This is a genomic window from Pseudactinotalea sp. Z1739, assembly GCF_049725055.1.
GTDB lineage: Bacteria > Actinomycetota > Actinomycetes > Actinomycetales > Beutenbergiaceae > CALKWS01.
In genome coordinates, this window is record NZ_JBMPQA010000014.1 from 1 (window position 1) to 16,274 (window position 16,274).

Below are 16,274 nucleotides of genomic sequence, written 5' to 3' on the forward strand. Positions count from 1 at the left end.
TCGCCTGATATGTGGGGCTTGTTTGTCAAGTGGGCAGGGTGAAGCGCCGCCGGACTGGCCGTGTCTGGCGGCGCTTCGTCGTTCGCTGGGGGCGGGTCGGGGTGCGGCGTGTCTGGTGACGCGTGGTCAGTCTGATATGCGCGGGTTGGTTACCGCATGACCGTGTTCCGGCGAGAGCGTCCGAGCGTGTCTGAGGTCGAGCGTGGCCGGCGGGTGCCGGCTGCTCACAGGCGAATCGCTGGTGCGCTCCTCACGCTGCATGCTCCCCGGCCCGGTGGCCGGCGAACGAGCTTTCGGGTGGCTAGTCCATGGTGGCCAGGGACCAGCACCAGCCGGCGAGTTCGCGGGCGATCGCGGTGTTGGCGATGGTGTGCTTCTTCTTGTGGCTGGTCAGGACCTGCCAGCGGTGGTGCAGGCGCCGGTTGCCGGCGTCGCCGCGCGCGGCCACGGTGGCGGGCGCCAGGGCCCACCGGTCCCGCATGGTCTTCCCGGGCCGGTAGGCGCTCTTGTGGTGCCAGGCGGCCTCGATCAGCAGCCGGCGGGCGTGGGTGTTGCCGGTCTTGGTGATCGCACCCAGGTGTCGGGTGCCGCCCGAGGAGTGCTCACTGGGCACCAGGCCGAGGTAGGAGGCGATGGTGCGGCCGGTGAACCGGTGCCAGTCGCCGATCTCCACCGCGAGGGCGAACCCGGTCAGGGTGGAGATCCCGCGCAGGCAGCCCAGCCGGCGAGTGGTCGCGGTGAACTCGCTGTCCGCGGCCGCGGTGAGGATCTCGCGGTCGAGGCGGTCCCGGCGGGCACCGATCGTGGTGACCGCGTCGTAGGCGGCGTCGAACGCCGCCAGAGTCCCGGCCCCGGCATCCTCGAGCCCCTCCCAGCGGACCCGCCGCAGCCACGCGTCGTGAACCCCGGTCCAGGCCGCCTTGCCCTGGTCGTAGACGATCCCCCGGCGCAGCAGCAGCTTGCTCAGCCGGTGCCTGGCAGCCATCAACTCCACCCGGGCGTCATCACGGGCACGCACCAGGTCCCGGGCGGCCTCCTCGGCCACCGTCGGGACGCGCACCGCCACCAGCTCCTCCATCCGCAGCAACCGCGCCAGAAGCAGCGCGTCGCGCTTGTCGGTCTTGACCCGCTCCCCGGCGGGACGCAGGATCTTCGATGGCGCCGCGACCGTGACCGGCACCCCCGCCGCGATCAGCTTCCGGGCGAGCCCGAAACCCGTCGGGCCCGCCTCGTACGCTGCGTGCACCGGCCCATGACCAGCCGCGATACCTGCCACCCACTCGGTGACCTGCCCGCCATCCGCAGGTAGCCCCACCTCGATCAACTCACCGGTCGAGGTGTCCAACGCCGCCGCTCGCACGCTACGCGCGTGCACATCCAACCCAATCGCCGTAACCTCACTGAACACCAGGGCCTCCGCTGCATGTCGGCACCCCCAGCCACTCTGGGGGATGATCCACGAATCTGCACCGTGAGGCCCTGGACCCGTCAAGACTCAGAACCCCACCACCCTCATATGGTCTGAGCCTGCGCCCGGGCGTATCGTGTCCGGATGAGTGAGTCGACGCCTCCGCTGCAGCCGGTCCTTGCCCCCTCCCAGGTCGAGTTGGGCCTCGACACCTTCGGGGACGTCACCGTCGACACCTCCGGCGCCCCGCGCACCCAGGCCCAGGTGCTGCGCGAGGTGGTCGAGCAGGGCGTGCTGGCCGACGAGGTCGGGGTGGGCGCGATCGGCCTGGGCGAGCACCACCGCGACGACTTCGCCATCTCCGCCCCGGAGATCGTGCTAGGGGCCATCGCCAGTAGGACCGAGCAGATCCTGCTGGGCACTGCCGTCACCGTGCTGAGCTCGGATGACCCGGTGCGGGTGTACGAGAAGATGGCCACCCTGGACGGCATCTCATCCGGGCGTGCCGAGGTCACGCTGGGGCGGGGATCGTTCACCGAGTCCTTCCCGCTGTTCGGCCTGGACCTGACCGACTACGAGAAATTGTTCAGCGAGAAGCTCGACCTGTTCGCCGACCTGCGCTCGGAGGGCCCGGTCAGCTGGGAGGGAACGGTTCGGGGTCCGCTGCAGGGCGCCCAGGTGTACCCCAAGACCGAGGCCGGGACGCTGCGCACCTGGATCGGGGTGGGCGGGTCCCCGGAGTCGGTGCTGCGGGCGGCGCGCTACAACATCCCGATGATGCTGGCGATCATCGGAGGCGACCCGGCCCGGTTCGCGCCCTTCGCCGACTTGTACCGGCGCGCCCTGGGCGAGTTCGGTCTGCAGGAACTCCCGGTGGGGGTGCACGCCCCGGGATTCGTGGCCGCCACCGACGATGAGGCGCGCGAGTTGATGTTCCCCCACTTCAAGGCCAACCGGGACCGGATCGGCGGGGAGCGTGGCTGGCCACCGACCACCCGCTCCGACTTCGAGGCCGAGGTGGCCTCCGGAGCGGTGTTCGCCGGATCACCGGAGACGGTGGCTGCCAAGATCGCCCGCACCGTGCGTCAACTCGGACTGTCCCGGTTCGATCTCAAGTACAGCAACGGGCCGATGCCGCACGTCCACACGATGGAGGCGATCCGACTGTACGGCACCGAGGTGATCCCGCGGGTGCGCGAGTTGCTCGCCGGCGGCGCCGACTAGCCGGGGCGACCAGTGGCGCCGGTCAGGGCTCGATGATCACCTTGCCGGTGGCGTGGCCGGACTCGACCAGGGCCAGCGCCTCGCGGGCCTGGTCCAGGCCGAAGGTGTGACTGACCTGAGGCGTGATCACCTGATAGCCGATCACATCGGTGATCTTGGAGAGGGACTCGGGGTCGGCCTCCCGCCCCGACCCACCGAGCGCAACCGCGGTGTCCCCGTCGGCCGCGGAGACGATCAGGCCCGGCGACTTGGCCACCGCGGCGAGGTCACGCAGGGCCTGCCCCCCGACCAGGTCCACCAGCAGGTCCGCGCCCTCGGGCAGCAGGTCGCGCACCGCGTCGGCCGCCCCCGCACCGGCTGCCACGAACACCGCGCCGGTGGACTCCACGAGTTCCCGCTTACCCTCGGAGGCCACACCGATCACGCGGAACTGGTGCACCCGACCGATCTCGGCGGCCAGGTGCCCGACCCCGCCGCCGGCGCCCAGGATCACCAGGCTCTGCCCCTCCTCCAGTTCGATCTGGTGGGTGAGGTCGTAGGCAGTCGTTCCGGCCACCGGGATCAGGGCGGCGGTGGCGAAGGAGATGTCCTCCGGCTTGGCCACCAGGTCGGCGGCGTCCAGGAGGGTGTGGTCGGCGAATCCGCCCTCGCCGTGAGCGACCAGCCCGAGCACCTCGTCCCCGGCCGTCAGGTCCGCCACGTCCGCGCCCACGGCGGTGACCACCCCGGCGACTTCCCGGCCCATCGGCACCGGAACCGGCTCGCGGGTGCCCAGCAGGCCCTGGCGGATCTTCCAGTCCACGGGGTTCACCCCGGCTGCCTTGACCTGCACGGTCACCTGGCCGGTACCCGGCTCGGGCACCGGCCGTTCGGTGAGTTTCTCGCCGTCGGGTCCGCCGTAGGTGGTGAAGACGTACTGCCTCGACATCGTGTGATTCTCCTCGGCTCGGTTCAGAAGGCGGATGGGCGCGCGGTGTAGCCGGCCTTGGCGATAGCGGCGACCAGATCGTCGGTGGTGGCGACCTCGGGGTCGTGCACGACCTCGACGCGGGCAGAGGCGAAGTGGACCTTCACCGAGTCCACACCCTTGACCTTGCCGACGCGCTTTTCGATCTTGGCCACGCACGAGGGGCAGGAGAAGCCTTCGGCCCGCAGGATCGTGGTGGTCGTGTTACTGGTGGTGGCGCTCATCGTGGCGCTCCTTTCGTGGTTGTCTGGGTCCGTTCCGGACACCTCGCCCGGGCTGGTGATACTCAAACTACGCACGTTGGGACTCCATCTCCTTGATACAGATCAAGTCCGACGGCAGTCCCGCCCGGTTCCTCGTGGCCGGGTTCAGCGATCGGTACGGACCTGCTCGGTGAGCCGAGCACCCGGCACCGGCCCGTGCACCACAAGCACCTCATCGGCCACCCGGGACCGGCGCACCTGCTCGGCGATCGCCACCGCCGCGGTGTGATCGGCCGCGAGCGCGGCGATGGTGGGACCGGACCCGGAGACGATTGTGGCCAGGGCATCGGTACCCTCGAACGCGGCCAGCACCTGCGTCAGGTGTGGGCGCAGGTGCACCGCCGGTTCGGCCAGGTCGTTGACCAGGTGACGGGTGAGTCGACTGGGTTCCCCGGTCAGCAACGCCTTCATCATCGACGGCGGCACGCTCACCCGTCGGTTGGGCGGGATCGTTCCGGAGGCGTCCAGGGAAGCGAACACCTCGGGGGTGGGCAGCCCGGTCTCGCTGACCGCCAGCGCCCAGTGGTATCGCCCACGCGCCAACGCCGGCGTGAGCATGTCTCCCCTGCCCACGCCCAGCGCGGTCTGCCCGGTCAGCGCGAACGGCACGTCCGCGCCGAGTTCGGCGGCCAGGTGGCCCAGTTCCTCCCGGTCCAGGCCGGTGCCCCACAGCTGATCGCACGCCAGCAGCGTGGCGGCGGCGTCGGCGGAGCCACCCCCCATGCCGCCGGCCACCGGGACCTCCTTGGTGATGTGCAGGTGCACCCCCGCGCTGGTGCCGGTGGCATCGGCCAGCAGGGTGGCCGCGCGATGGGCCAGGTTCCGCTCATCGGTGGGCACCCGCTCGGCGTGCCGGCCGCTGACGCTGACGGAGATGTCATCGGCGACCCGGGCGTGCACGTCCTCGAACAGGCTGACCGCTTGGAACACCGTGGCCAACGGGTGGTAACCGTCCCGGCGGACCGGGCCCACTCGCAGACGCAGGTTGATCTTGCCGGGTGCGCGCACATGCACCGCATCCGGCCGGGGCATGGTGGCCGCGCTCACCGGGACTCCTCCGTGCCCTGGGCGGCGCGCTCGCCGGTGCTGCCCACCGCGACTCCGGCTGCCGCGATAGCGGCGAAGCCCGTGATGTCCACCCGCTCCCCACGCAGGGTGGGCTCGATCCCGGCGCGACGCAGCACCTGCTCGGCCCGCGCCGTCGTCCCGGCCCAGGGGGCCAGCGCCGAGCGCAGCATCTTGCGACGCTGGGCGAACGCGGCATCGATCACCCCGAACACCTGCTCCCGGGTGGCGGTGGTGGGCGGCGGATCCCGCCGGACCAGGCGCACCAGGGCCGAGTCCACATTGGGCGCCGGCCAGAACACCGAGCGCCCGATCGATCCGGCTCTGCCGGCCGAGGCGTACCAGGCCACCTTGGCCGAGGGCACCCCGTAGGTGCGCGATCCGGGCGGTGCCGCGAGCCGGTCGGCGACCTCCGACTGGACCATCACCAGGACCTCGCGCAGGCTGGGGAAACGCTCCAGGAAGGTCAACAGCACCGGGACGGCCACGTTGTATGGCAGGTTCGAGACCAGTTTCACCGGATCGGCCGGCAACTCCCCAGGGTCCAGCGCGTCCATGGTGAGCACGGTCAGGTCGGCGCCGCTGCCGGGCGCCTGCACCGCCACCGTCTCCGGCAGCGCCCCGGCCAGCACGGGATCGACCTCCACCGCGATTACCCGGGCACCGGCGTCCAACAGTCCCAACGTGAGGGAGCCCAGACCCGGCCCCACCTCCACCACCACCTCCCCGGGGGTGACCGCGGCGGCGCGCACGATCCGGCGCACGGTGCCGGGGTCGGTGACGAAGTTCTGCCCGAGCGCCTTGGTGGGACGCACGCCCAGGCGCTGGACGAGGTCGCGCACGTCGGAGCCGGTGAGCAGGCGGACATCGGCTGTGGACTGGCTCACACTCACGACCCTAGGGCAGACCCGTCGCCGGTGGCGTCCAGGTAGTCCCGCCACGCGGCGGTGGTGGTGATCTGGCGCGGACCGGTCAGCATCCCGCCGTCCACCGGCAGGGTGATGCCGGTGATCCACGCGGCGTCGGCGGATGCGAGGAACGCGATCGCCGCGGCGATGTCCTCGGGTTCACCGGGGCGGCCCAGCGGGATCAGCGGGGCGTTCCGGTCCGCACCACCGCGCTGACCGTCCCACACCCGGGTGCGCACCGTGCCCGGAGCCACCACGTTGATCCGTAGCCCCCGCGCGGCCAGATCGATCGCCAGGTTCCTGGTCAGGGCAGTCAGGCCCGCCTTCGCCGAGGAGTACGGCTCAGAGCCGAAGGCGGCGAGGCCGTTGATCGAGCTGACCGAGACGATCGAGCCACCCTCCCGCAAGTGCGGTACCACCGCCCGGATACAGCGCATCACCCCGGTCAGGTTCAGATCAAGTTCGTGCGCCCACTCGTCGTCGTCCATCTCCTGGATCGGGGGGTGCGGCCGGGCTCCTCCGGCCACGTTTGCCAACACGTCCAAGCCGCCCGCCCATCGGGCGCCGGTGGTGACCGCCTCGTTCACACTCTCGGTGTTGGTGACGTCGCAGGCCAGGGCCAGGGCGTGGTCGCCCGGGTACTGTGCGGCCACCTCGCCCGCCGCATCGGCGTCGACGTCGGCGAGCACCACCCGGGCACCCTCGGCCAGGAATCGTTGTGCGGTGGCACGTCCGATCCCGTGCCCGGCGCCGGTGACCAGGACGGTGGAACCGGTGAAACGATCCGGAATGGGTGCGGGCATCGAGTACTCCATCGGGTCGGCGGTGCAGGCTCGGTCAGCCTAGCGACCGGACCGACCGACCGCCCGCCCGGGACCGGCTCGCGTCAGCGCAGCCCGAGCACCGAGGAGCAGTGCGGCCACTGGCCCCAACCGGAGCGGGCCTGCAGCGCCTGAGCGCGCTGGGTCTGCTCCGCCGGGGAGGCCTCCGAGGGCAGCCCCGAGCCGCCCACGGACTGCCACGTGGCCACCGAGAACTGGTAGAGCCCGTGGTAGGTGCCCGAGGGGGAGACCGCACGGGGGTTCCCGCCGGACTCGCACTGGGCCAACCGGGCCCAGACGTCACCTGAGACAGAGCCACCACCGGTGGAGTCCGAACCGGACGAACCCGACGAACCGGAGGAACTGGACGAACCCGACGAGCCCGAACCGGACGAACCCGACGAACTTGTGCCGCTGGAACGCGTGGGGGCCGGCTGCGGCGCCGGGCGTACGGCGGTGCCGACTTCCACGACCCGGTCCTGGGGTTCGGTGGTGACCTCCACCCCGATGTGCTTGGTGGACTCGACCTCACCGTCCACCAGGACCTGGGCACTGGTGTAGGTGCGTTCGCCGTCGGCGCCCTCGGCTACCACCCGGGATTGGCCGCGGTACAGGTCGGCGGTCTCGCGCTGGACCGATTCGTGCTCGATGGTCTCGGTGTGGGTGACGCGTTCGTTCTGAACCCGCTGCACGGTCAGTACCGGGGTGCCCTGGTCTCCCATGCTCAGGCTCACCCGGTCGGCCGGGTTGATCTCGATCTCGGCAAGGCGCAGCACACCGGCCAGATCGGCGGTGCCGCTGGGTGAGACGGTGCGCTCCTCACCGTCGATGTGGATCTGCACCGGGCCACCCTGGGTCAGCGGCATGGCCAGTTCGGCACGCCCGGAGGAGCGGGAGGCGGTCATGGCCACCTCGCGGCCGCTGGCTGCGAGGTGCTCCAGGGCCTCATCCGCGGTGAGCGCGGTGGTCCACAGGGTCTCGAACTCACCCTCGACCTGGAACTCGATCTGCTGGGCGCTGCGCACCACCACCTGGGTTCCGTCGCGCAGACGCTCCTGCGGGGCCGGCACCACCAGGTCACGCTCGGCCGGTTCGATGCCCTCGGCCACCAGGAGTGCCTCGATGTCCCGGCTGAACGTGGACACCTCGTGGATCTGCCCGTCGACGTCCAGTTCGACCGTCTTGTGTGCCGCGGCGGTCAGTCCGCCTGCTGCGCCCAGGGCCACGACCAGTACCCCGGCCGCCACCAGCCTGCGACGTCGACGCGGCGTGGCCGCGCCGGCTCCGGCGTCCTCCGTGGCGTGGTCACCGGTGTCCGGCTGCGGGTGGGAACCGTCGTTCGCGGCGGGGGCGTCGGCGGTTACGTCGACGTCGGACCGCGATTGGTCAGGGCTGTCGGATCGCGACTTACGGAAGAGACTCACAAACGTCCTACGGGTCGTGCCGGATCACCGGCGGGAGGGATAGCCGAGTTGGTGCTGAGCGGTCGTCGCGCGGGGCGCAACGTCACCGCGCGACTGTAATCGAATCGTGACCGTCGGGCCAGGGTCTGTGAGCGCACTCACGACCGGCCCAGGGCCAGTCGGCACGGGTTGGCGCCCCTCAGTACCAGTTCCGCTGCTGGGAGTGCGCCCAGGCTGCACAGGGGTTGCCGTACCGGCCGGAGATGTAGTTCAGGCCCCAGGTGATCTGGGTGGCGGGGTTGGTGCGCCAGTCCGAACCGGCCGAGGCCATCTTGCTACCGGGCAGCGACTGCGGGATCCCGTAGGCGCCCGAGGAAGGGTTCTGGGCGCGGTGGTTCCAGTTCGACTCCTTCTGCCAGAGCCGGTCCAGACAGCTGAACTGGTCACTGCCCCAGCCGCGGTCGGCGACCATCTGCCGGGCGATCGACCGGGGGTCACCGGAGTAGGAGCCCGAGGAGGAGGGCTCCGACGAACTGGAGCCGGAGGAACTCGAGGAACTAGAACTTGAGGAACTCGAGGAGCCGGAGCTCGAGGAGCCGGAACTGGTGGGCGTGGGGGTGGGCGCGGGCCGGGGTGCGGCAGTACCGACCAGGACCACCTCGGTGACCGGAGCGCTGGCCAGGATCTCGGACTGGACGGTGCGGGAGACCTCCTCGCCGTCCTCGTAGGTGGCGACGTAGGTGCGGACCCGCTCGCCGTTCACGCCGGCCGTCTGGACCTGGCGGTTCCCCCGGGTCAGCGAACTCGTGTAACGCTCCTCGGTCTCATAGGCGATCTCCTCCGTCTCGGCACCGAAGACGGTGCCCACGCGGGTCACCTCGACCTCGTCCCCATCCTCTGGCGGCTTGTTCATCGGCGCGGAGACGTCATCATCCAGACCCACTAGGATTCCGTGATCGATCAACGCATCGGCAAGGGTGGGAGCCCCGGAGGTGATCTCCAGTTCGTCACCGTCGATGGTGGCGATGAAGGTGACCGGGTCGGCCTCCAGGGAGTCCAGGTCGGTCCGCTCATCGCCACTGCGGGAGACCTGGGACCAGACGCCGCGGGCGTCCAGGTCCGGTCCGGCTGCGGGCTCCTGATCAGTGGATCCCCCGCTCAGCGGCGCGAAACCCCCGGTGAAGGAGGCGAAACCGACCGAGCCGGCCATGATCACTGCCAGGGCACCGGCACCGATGGCCCGTTTCAGGGACCTCGGTAGCCCAGCGGTCGTCGAACCGGCCGCACGGTGGCGGCGCTCGGACCCGGATGCAGTTGACTCAGAATTGGATGACACAGAAACGGGCGTCCTTCGGCTACGTGGCGACTGTGGAGGGTACAGCCACCCCCGACCGTAACCGATCTGTGACCTTCTCGGCCAGCCCGGGAGAGGATATTCCTACCCGGCTGGTGACCCGGAGAGTCCGGGTCAACGCGCGGGCATCCCGGGTCCCGCTACGTCCCCGTGCCGCTGAGCCCTCACCAGGACCCGTAGATCTCCTCGCTGGTGCGGGTGATCGCCGCGCCCAGGACGGCCGGGTCCTCACCGCGCACCTGCGCCAGGGCCCGCACCGTGTGCGGAACCAGGTACGGGCCGTTCGGAGCGCCCCGCCACGGGTGCGGGGTCAGGAACGGGGCGTCGCTCTCCACCAGCAACTGGCTCGGCGGCACCGCCAGCGCCGCCTCGCGCAGGTAGTGGGCGTTCTTGAAGGTCACCGTGCCGGCGAAGGACAGGAAGAAGCCGCGCTCCGCGCACTCCCGCGCGAAGTCGGCGTCACCGGAGAAGCAGTGCAGCACCGTGACCGGAGGTGGCCCGTCCGCGTCGAGCACGGCCAGGATCTCCGCGTGCGCCTCGCGATCATGCACCTGCATCGGTAGGTCCAGCTCCTTGGCCAGGGCGATGTGCTCACGGAAGGAGCGGCGCTGGCTGGCCCGGCCTCGCTCACCGGTACGGAAGAAGTCCAGTCCGGTCTCGGCGATGGTGCGCACCCGTTCGTGACCGGCCAGGCCGGCGATCTGTGCGATGGCCTCGTCCAGACCGACTCGGTGCCGCTCCAGCACGTGCGGCTCCAGTCCGTCCGGTGCCACCTCCCGCACCCCGTCGTGCAGCGGTGCCTCGTTGGGGTGGATCGCCACACCGGCCAGCACCTCCGAGTGCTCGGCCGCCATGACCACACTGGCAGGGGCGCTGTCCAGGTCACAGCCCACCTGTAGCACCCGGCCCACCCCGACGGCCGCTGCCCGGCGCAGGTGCGCTGCCACGCCCGGGTCACCCACGCCGTCGTCCAGTACGTCACCGACGTGAGTCAGGTGAGTGTGGTTGTCCACCAGCGGGACGTCGAACGGCTCGGGGTCCGGTGGCCACCCGCGCGACCGTGCCATCAGCGCTTCCCGCGATGCGGCAAGCGCGCGATCGGGCGGGCCGGGTGAGCCCGGCGGTGCTGGAGGCAGGTCATCCGGTGACGCCGGCGGCCCCAGCGGTGCACTCGGCAGACCATCAGGACGCCGGGATCCCGAGCCGCGCTCGTTCGGACTCGACCACCTCGGTGTCCAGTTTGGTGAACACCGGTGTGGGCGCATCGATCGTGGTACCCGGGGTCACCGGCACCGATGCCCACGGCGGGGTCAGGGTGTACTCACCGGTGATCACCATGTAGTCGCGGGTGGCGTCGTCCATGTCGTCCACGCGCTCACTGCGCGGCATCGGCATGAACTCACCGGTCCCGCCGAGCACAGTGTGCACACGGTTGGTGGCGTGCGGCAGGAACGGGGCCAGGATCCGGTTCAGGTCACTGACCGCCTGGGCCAGCACGTGCAGGACGGTGCCCAGCCGGTCCCGCTGCTCGGGTGCCTTGAGTTTGAACGGTTCGGTGACCGAGATGTACTTGTTCACCTCACCCACCACCGCCATCGCCTCGGCGATCGCGGCGCGCTGGCGGTGCCGCTCGATCAGGTCGCCCACGGTCCCGAAAGCGGCGCGCACGCGGGAGAGCACCGCGGTGTCCACCGGCTCCAGGTCGGCTACCGGGGGGATCTCCCCGAAGTTGCGGTGGATCATCGTGGCGGTGCGGTTCACCAGGTTTCCCCAGCCGCCCACCAGTTCTGCGTTGTTGCGCTGGACGAACTCGGCCCAGGAGAAGTCGGCATCGGCCGTCTCGGGCCCGTTGGCGCTGATGAAGTAGCGCAGCGGGTCCGGTCCGTACCGCTCCAGCACGTCGCGTACGTAGATCACGTGGGAACGCGAGGTGGAGAAGGCCCGGCCCTCCATCGTCATGAACTCCGACGCCACCACCTGGGTGGGCAGGTTCAGCTTCCCGTAGGTTCCCGGCTCCCCTCCGGCGTCGCCGGCTCCGGCGTAGGCGAGTAACTCGGCCGGCCAGATCTGGGAGTGGAAGGTGATGTTGTCCTTGCCCTGGAAGTAGTAGGACTGGGCCTCCGGATCGGACCACCAGTCCCGCCAGCGCTCCGGCTCACCGATCCGGCGGGCCCACTCGATCGAGGCGGAGAGGTACCCGATCACGGCGTCGAACCAGACGTACAGCCGCTTGTTCGGGTTGTCCCGCCATCCCTCCAGCGGGATGGGGATCCCCCAGTCGATATCGCGGCTCATCGCCCGGGGGCGCATGTCCTTGAGCAGGTTCAGGGAGAAGTTGATGACGTTGGGGCGCCAGGTGCCTGAGGCCGCGCGCTCCTCCAGCCATTCCTGCATCGTCTCAGCCAGGGCGGGCAGATCGAGGAAGAAGTGGTTGGTCTCGATGAACTCGGGCGTCTCGCCGTTGACCTTGGAACGGGGATCGATTAGGTCGGTGGGGTCGAGTTGGTTGCCGCAGTTGTCGCACTGGTCCCCGCGGGCGTCCGGGTAGGCACAGATGGGGCAGGTGCCCTCGATGTACCGGTCCGGCAGGGTCCGCCCGGTGGAGGGACTGATCGCACCGGAGGTGGTCTGCTCGATCATGTAGCCGTTGCGGTGGCAGGTGGTGAACATCTCCTGCACCACCTCGATGTGATTGGCGGTGGTGGTGCGGGTGAACAGGTCATAGGACAAGCCCAGGTTCACCAGGTCGGCGACGATGATCTCGTTGTTCTCATCAGCCAACTCCTGCGGGCTCACACCCTGGGCGTCGGCGGTGACCAGGATCGGGGTCCCGTGTTCATCGGTCCCGGAGACCATCAGCACCTCGTGGCCGGACATGCGCATGTACCGGCTGAACACGTCGGAGGGAACGCCGAAGCCGGCGACATGGCCGATGTGCCGGGGGCCGTTGGCATAGGGCCAGGCCACCGCGGAGAGTATGCGGGTCATGTCTCCCGATCCTAACGGCCGGTCGCCGTCGTTCCCGACGGCGACCGGCCGTTACAGTCCGGCCCGCGCAGCGTGCGCCGTCTCAGCCCCGCCGCCCTCGTGCACCGTCTCAAACGGCTCGCGCAGCGCGTCAGTCCGCATCGCGCAACGCGCGCATCGCGATGGCCGACGCCAGCAGCATCAGCACCACCCCGATGGCCGAGGTGATGACCACCCCGGAGTCGAAGGCATGCTGGGCCGACTCGAGCAGACGCTGGCCGGTGGGGCCCGGGAGCCCGCGCGCGACCTCGGTGGCCCCGCCCAGCGTCTCGCCGGCGGCCCGGGCATCGGCGCCGCTCACCGAGGCGGGCACCACCACGTTCGAGCGGTAGACGGCGGTGAGGATGCTCCCCAGCACCGCCGTGCCCAGCACGGCACCGAGTTCGTACGCCGTCTCCGAGACCGCCGAGGCCGCACCTGCCTTGGCCGGTGGGACGCTGGTCAGGATGAGGTCGTTGGAGATCGTCTCGGCGCCACCGACCCCGGCACCGAGGATGACGAAGGCCACCATCAGCCCGAGGTCGGAACCGTTGACGCCGCTGGCGAGCACGACACCGTAGCCCACGGCGTTCAGCAGTAGCCCGCCGGCCACCACGTGGGCGGGACGGACCCGGCGCACCAGGCGCACCACGGTGAGACCGGCCGCCACCGTCGCCATCAGCCCGGGGATGAGGAAGAGCCCGGCCTCCAACGGGCTGCGACCGCTGACCAGTTGCAGGTGCTGGGCGACGAAGAAGATGAAGCCGACCAACGAGAAGACACTGAGCAGGTTGGCCGCCACCGACCCGCTGAAGACGGGGTTGGCGAACAGCCGGACGTCCAGCAGCGGCGTGGTCCGATGCAGCTGCCGCAGCACGAAGCCCGCGCCCAGAATCACGCCGACCGGGATGAGCACGGGCCCGGCGCTTGCCCAGCCCGACTCGGCGATGGTCTTGATCCCGTACACGAACGGAACCATCGCCCCCATGGCGAGCGCGATGCTCAACGGGTCGATCGGGCCGGGCGCGGGGTCGCGCGACTCCGGAACGAGCACGGGACCCAGCAGCAACAGTGGCACCAGCACCGGTACCGCGATGAGGAAGACCGATCCCCACCAGAAGTGCTCCAGCAGAACCCCGCCCACCACCGGCCCGAGCGCCGAGCCGGCCGAGAACCCGGAGGCCCAGATGGCTACCGCCTTCCGGCGCCGGGGAGGGTCGGTGAAGATGTTGCGGATCAGCGACAATGTGGCCGGCATCAGCATCGCGCCGAAGAAGCCCAGGCCGGCGCGGGCGGCGATGAGCAGGCCCGCGGTAGGGGCGAAGGCTGCCAGCACCGACACCATGGCGAACCCGCTGGAGCCGACCAGGAGCAGCCGCCGCCGTCCGATGCGATCGCCGAGGCTACCCATCGGCACCAGCAGCCCGGCCAGCACCAGTGGATAGACATCCACGATCCAGAGCAACTCGGTGCCACCAGGGCGCAGCGACCCCGAGATCGACGGCACAGCGAAACTGAGGACGGTGTTGTCCACCGAGATCAGCAGTACCGGCAGCATCAGTACCGCCAGAGCCGCCCAGGGCCTGGCGGCTGGGGAGGCCGACACCGGGGTGCGCGGCGTGGTCGTGGCGGACATGACCCTTCCTCAGGGAGGGCTCGGCGTGGCCGGGCGTCGGTGGATGGTGAGGCCGCGGCGCGGCCCGGGCGCCCGGACGAACGACGACGGCGCACCATCGAGGAGTGTAAGTGCTACTCGGCCGGCTCGGCCGGCCTTCCTGCGCCGGCCGCGGCGGCTCAGCGGGCCGGAGCCAGTTCCGGGCGCACGTACCGCAGGATCAGCATGTCCTCGGCGCGCAGCAGGGAGAGCAGCGACATCGCACTGGTGCGCTGGCGACCGTCGCGCACGATCCGGGTGGCATCGCCCCCCTCCAGCAGGGGACTCAGGGTCAGGCACATCTCATCGACCGCATCGTGCTCGATCATGGTGGCGAACCAGGCCGGCCCGCCCTCGCTGAGGATCTGTGGAAGGCCGCGCCTGGTCAGTTCGGCGACCACCTGCCCGGGCTCGACCGACCCGCTTCCGGCACTGACGACGTCGGCCACCTCACCCAGCCGGCTGCGCGGGCCCTCGGGGGCCTCGGTGGTGGTGAAGACGATCGGCCGCACCGGGGCACGGGTGAACAGCGGGGCGCCCGGATCCAGATCGAGGGTGCGGGACACCACGGCCATCACCGGGTGCGGGGGCCACCCCTGCGCCGTGCGCCAGTCGGCCCGAGCATCGGTGACGGCCAACTCCTCATAGCCCTCGTTGCGTACCGTGCCGGCACCGACCAGGACCACGTCGGCCAGCATGCGCAGGGTGTGGAACACCTGGTGGTCGGCCTCGTTGTTCAGGCCCTGCGTCAGCCCGTTGTGGGTTGCGGCCCCGTCCAGGCTGGTGACGAAGTTCGTCCGCAGATGTGTCCGGGACCGGTCCGGCACCTGGTACCGGGTCAGCAGATCATCCAGGTCGAAAACATCGGTCACGGTGCCTCCAGTCGGGTCAGCCCGCGGCGCAGGCCCCGGACCGCTTGGCCGATCCGGTGTTCGTTCTCGATCAGGGCGAACCGGACGAACTCCTCCCCGCCGGCACCGAACCCGATTCCCGGTGAGACCGCGACGTCACATTCGTGCACCAGATGTGTTGCGAAGGCGATGGAGTCCATGTCGGCGTAGGCCGGGGGGATCCGGGCCCAGGCGAACATCGTGCCACGGGGTCTGACGATCTCCCAACCGATTCGGCTCAGTCCCTCGTGCAGAGCGTTGCGCCGGGACTCATACACCTCGCTCAGTTCTGCCGGATAGTCCTGGGCCTCGTTCAGCGTGACCGTGGCGGCGATCTGGATCGGCTGGAAGGTGCCGTAATCCAGATAGCTCTTCAACTGGGAGAGGGCGTGGATCACGTCCCGGCGCCCGACCATGAACGCCACCCGCCAGCCGGCCATGGAGAAGGACTTGGTCATCGAATACAACTCGACGCCCACTTCGGCGCCGCCGGCGCACTGCATCAGGGAGGGCGGCTTCCACCCGTCGAAGCACATGTCCGCGTAGGCCAGATCGTGCACGAGGACTACCTCGCGTTCGCGGGCCCAGTCCACCAGCCGTTGCAGATCGGCGAGATCCACCACGGAGGTGGTCGGGTTGTGCGGGAAGGAGAGCACCACCACCCGCGGTTTGGGCCGGCCCATCTCCCAGGCCTCGATCACCCGGTCGAAGTATCCGGGTCCGTCGGTGCCGTCGCCCATCGGCACCTGGCGGGCCTCGGCACCGGCGAAGTACGGGCCCCAGATGTGGATCGGGTACGAGGGAGTGGGCACGATCGCGGCGTCACCGGGCTCGAGCAGCACCCACATCAGATGGCTGAATCCCTCCTTCGCGCCGATGGTGGAGTGCACCTGGGTGTCCGGGTCGAGAGTGACGCCGAAACGTCGCTGGTACAACCGCGCCACGGCCAGGCGCAGGTTCGGGATGCCCCGGGAGGAGGAGTACCGGTGGTTCCGGGTCTTCCGCGCGGCCTCGGCCAGTTTGTCCACCGCAATCTGCGGAGAGGGCAGGTCCGGATTCCCGAAGCCGAGGTCCACCACATCCCGACCGGCTCGACGCGCCTGCTGCTTCAGCCCGTCGATGATGGTGAACACGTAGGGCGGCAGGCCCTGGATACGACGGAACTCCATGACGGTCCAGCCTACTGGCGATCCAACGGCGTCGCCGGGGGTGGCCGAGCCCACTCCGCCCGAGAATCGGGCGGCATGGTTGTGGCAGCGGTCCCGGTTGGGTGCGAATCAACGCCAGACCTAGCCGGGACGCCCGGTGCCT

14 protein-coding genes are annotated in these 16,274 nt (G+C 70.2%); 1 reads left to right on the plus strand and 13 read right to left on the minus strand.

Features of this window, described 5'->3' with window-relative positions:
- Positions 1–301: 301 nt before the first annotated feature.
- Positions 302–1,408, minus strand: a complete 1,107-nt coding sequence (locus ACO0LV_RS15990; RefSeq protein WP_424788012.1) for an IS110 family transposase — start codon at positions 1,406–1,408, stop codon at positions 302–304.
- A gap of 144 nt (positions 1,409–1,552) precedes the next feature.
- On the opposite strand from ACO0LV_RS15990, the gene ACO0LV_RS15995 reads away from it, so the two are divergent.
- Positions 1,553–2,632, plus strand: a complete 1,080-nt coding sequence (locus ACO0LV_RS15995; protein WP_424788915.1) for an LLM class flavin-dependent oxidoreductase — start codon at positions 1,553–1,555, stop codon at positions 2,630–2,632.
- 22 nt (positions 2,633–2,654) lie between these two features.
- On the opposite strand, the gene ACO0LV_RS16000 is transcribed toward ACO0LV_RS15995, so the two are convergent.
- The 12 genes from ACO0LV_RS16000 to ACO0LV_RS16055 form a co-directional block, all read right to left on the minus strand.
- Positions 2,655–3,560: an NADP-dependent oxidoreductase gene (locus ACO0LV_RS16000; protein WP_424788916.1), complete on the minus strand. Its 906-nt coding sequence runs from the start codon at positions 3,558–3,560 to the stop codon at positions 2,655–2,657.
- 23 nt (positions 3,561–3,583) lie between these two features.
- Positions 3,584–3,823: a heavy-metal-associated domain-containing protein gene (locus tag ACO0LV_RS16005; protein WP_424788917.1), complete on the minus strand. Its 240-nt coding sequence runs from the start codon at positions 3,821–3,823 to the stop codon at positions 3,584–3,586.
- A 144-nt stretch (positions 3,824–3,967) separates the two neighbouring features.
- Positions 3,968–4,909: a 4-(cytidine 5'-diphospho)-2-C-methyl-D-erythritol kinase gene (locus ACO0LV_RS16010; RefSeq protein ID WP_424788918.1), complete on the minus strand. Its 942-nt coding sequence runs from the start codon at positions 4,907–4,909 to the stop codon at positions 3,968–3,970.
- The gene (rsmA, locus tag ACO0LV_RS16015) at positions 4,906–5,814 is read right to left on the minus strand and encodes a 16S rRNA (adenine(1518)-N(6)/adenine(1519)-N(6))-dimethyltransferase RsmA (RefSeq protein WP_424788919.1); all 909 of its coding nucleotides are present in this window, start codon (positions 5,812–5,814) and stop codon (positions 4,906–4,908) included. The genes ACO0LV_RS16010 and rsmA overlap by 4 nt, the downstream gene beginning before the upstream one ends.
- Before the next feature lie 2 nt (positions 5,815–5,816).
- On the minus strand, positions 5,817–6,638 hold the full coding sequence (locus ACO0LV_RS16020; RefSeq protein WP_424788920.1) for an SDR family NAD(P)-dependent oxidoreductase: 822 nt from the start codon (positions 6,636–6,638) through the stop codon (positions 5,817–5,819).
- Positions 6,639–6,721: 83 nt separating this feature from the next.
- Positions 6,722–8,080 (minus strand): transglycosylase family protein, encoded by a 1,359-nt coding sequence (locus ACO0LV_RS16025; RefSeq protein WP_424788921.1) that lies wholly within the window; start codon positions 8,078–8,080, stop codon positions 6,722–6,724.
- 178 nt (positions 8,081–8,258) lie between these two features.
- On the minus strand, positions 8,259–9,269 hold the full coding sequence (locus tag ACO0LV_RS16030) for a G5 domain-containing protein (protein ID WP_424788922.1): 1,011 nt from the start codon (positions 9,267–9,269) through the stop codon (positions 8,259–8,261).
- 308 nt (positions 9,270–9,577) lie between these two features.
- Complete coding sequence (locus ACO0LV_RS16035) at positions 9,578–10,480, minus strand: TatD family hydrolase (RefSeq protein ID WP_424788923.1); 903 nt, start codon at positions 10,478–10,480, stop codon at positions 9,578–9,580.
- A 115-nt stretch (positions 10,481–10,595) separates the two neighbouring features.
- Positions 10,596–12,401: a methionine--tRNA ligase gene (metG, locus tag ACO0LV_RS16040; RefSeq protein ID WP_424788924.1), complete on the minus strand. Its 1,806-nt coding sequence runs from the start codon at positions 12,399–12,401 to the stop codon at positions 10,596–10,598.
- Between the two features lie 130 nt (positions 12,402–12,531).
- Entirely contained in the window at positions 12,532–14,055 is a 1,524-nt protein-coding gene (locus ACO0LV_RS16045; protein ID WP_424788925.1) for an MFS transporter, read from the minus strand.
- 158 nt (positions 14,056–14,213) lie between these two features.
- Positions 14,214–14,945, minus strand: coding sequence for a pyrimidine reductase family protein (locus tag ACO0LV_RS16050; protein WP_424788926.1), 732 nt, complete (start codon positions 14,943–14,945; stop codon positions 14,214–14,216).
- A complete protein-coding gene (locus tag ACO0LV_RS16055; protein ID WP_424788927.1) occupies positions 14,942–16,132 on the minus strand; it encodes an aminotransferase class I/II-fold pyridoxal phosphate-dependent enzyme in 1,191 nt (396 codons plus the stop codon). The genes ACO0LV_RS16050 and ACO0LV_RS16055 overlap by 4 nt, the downstream gene beginning before the upstream one ends.
- Positions 16,133–16,274 lie beyond the last annotated feature (142 nt).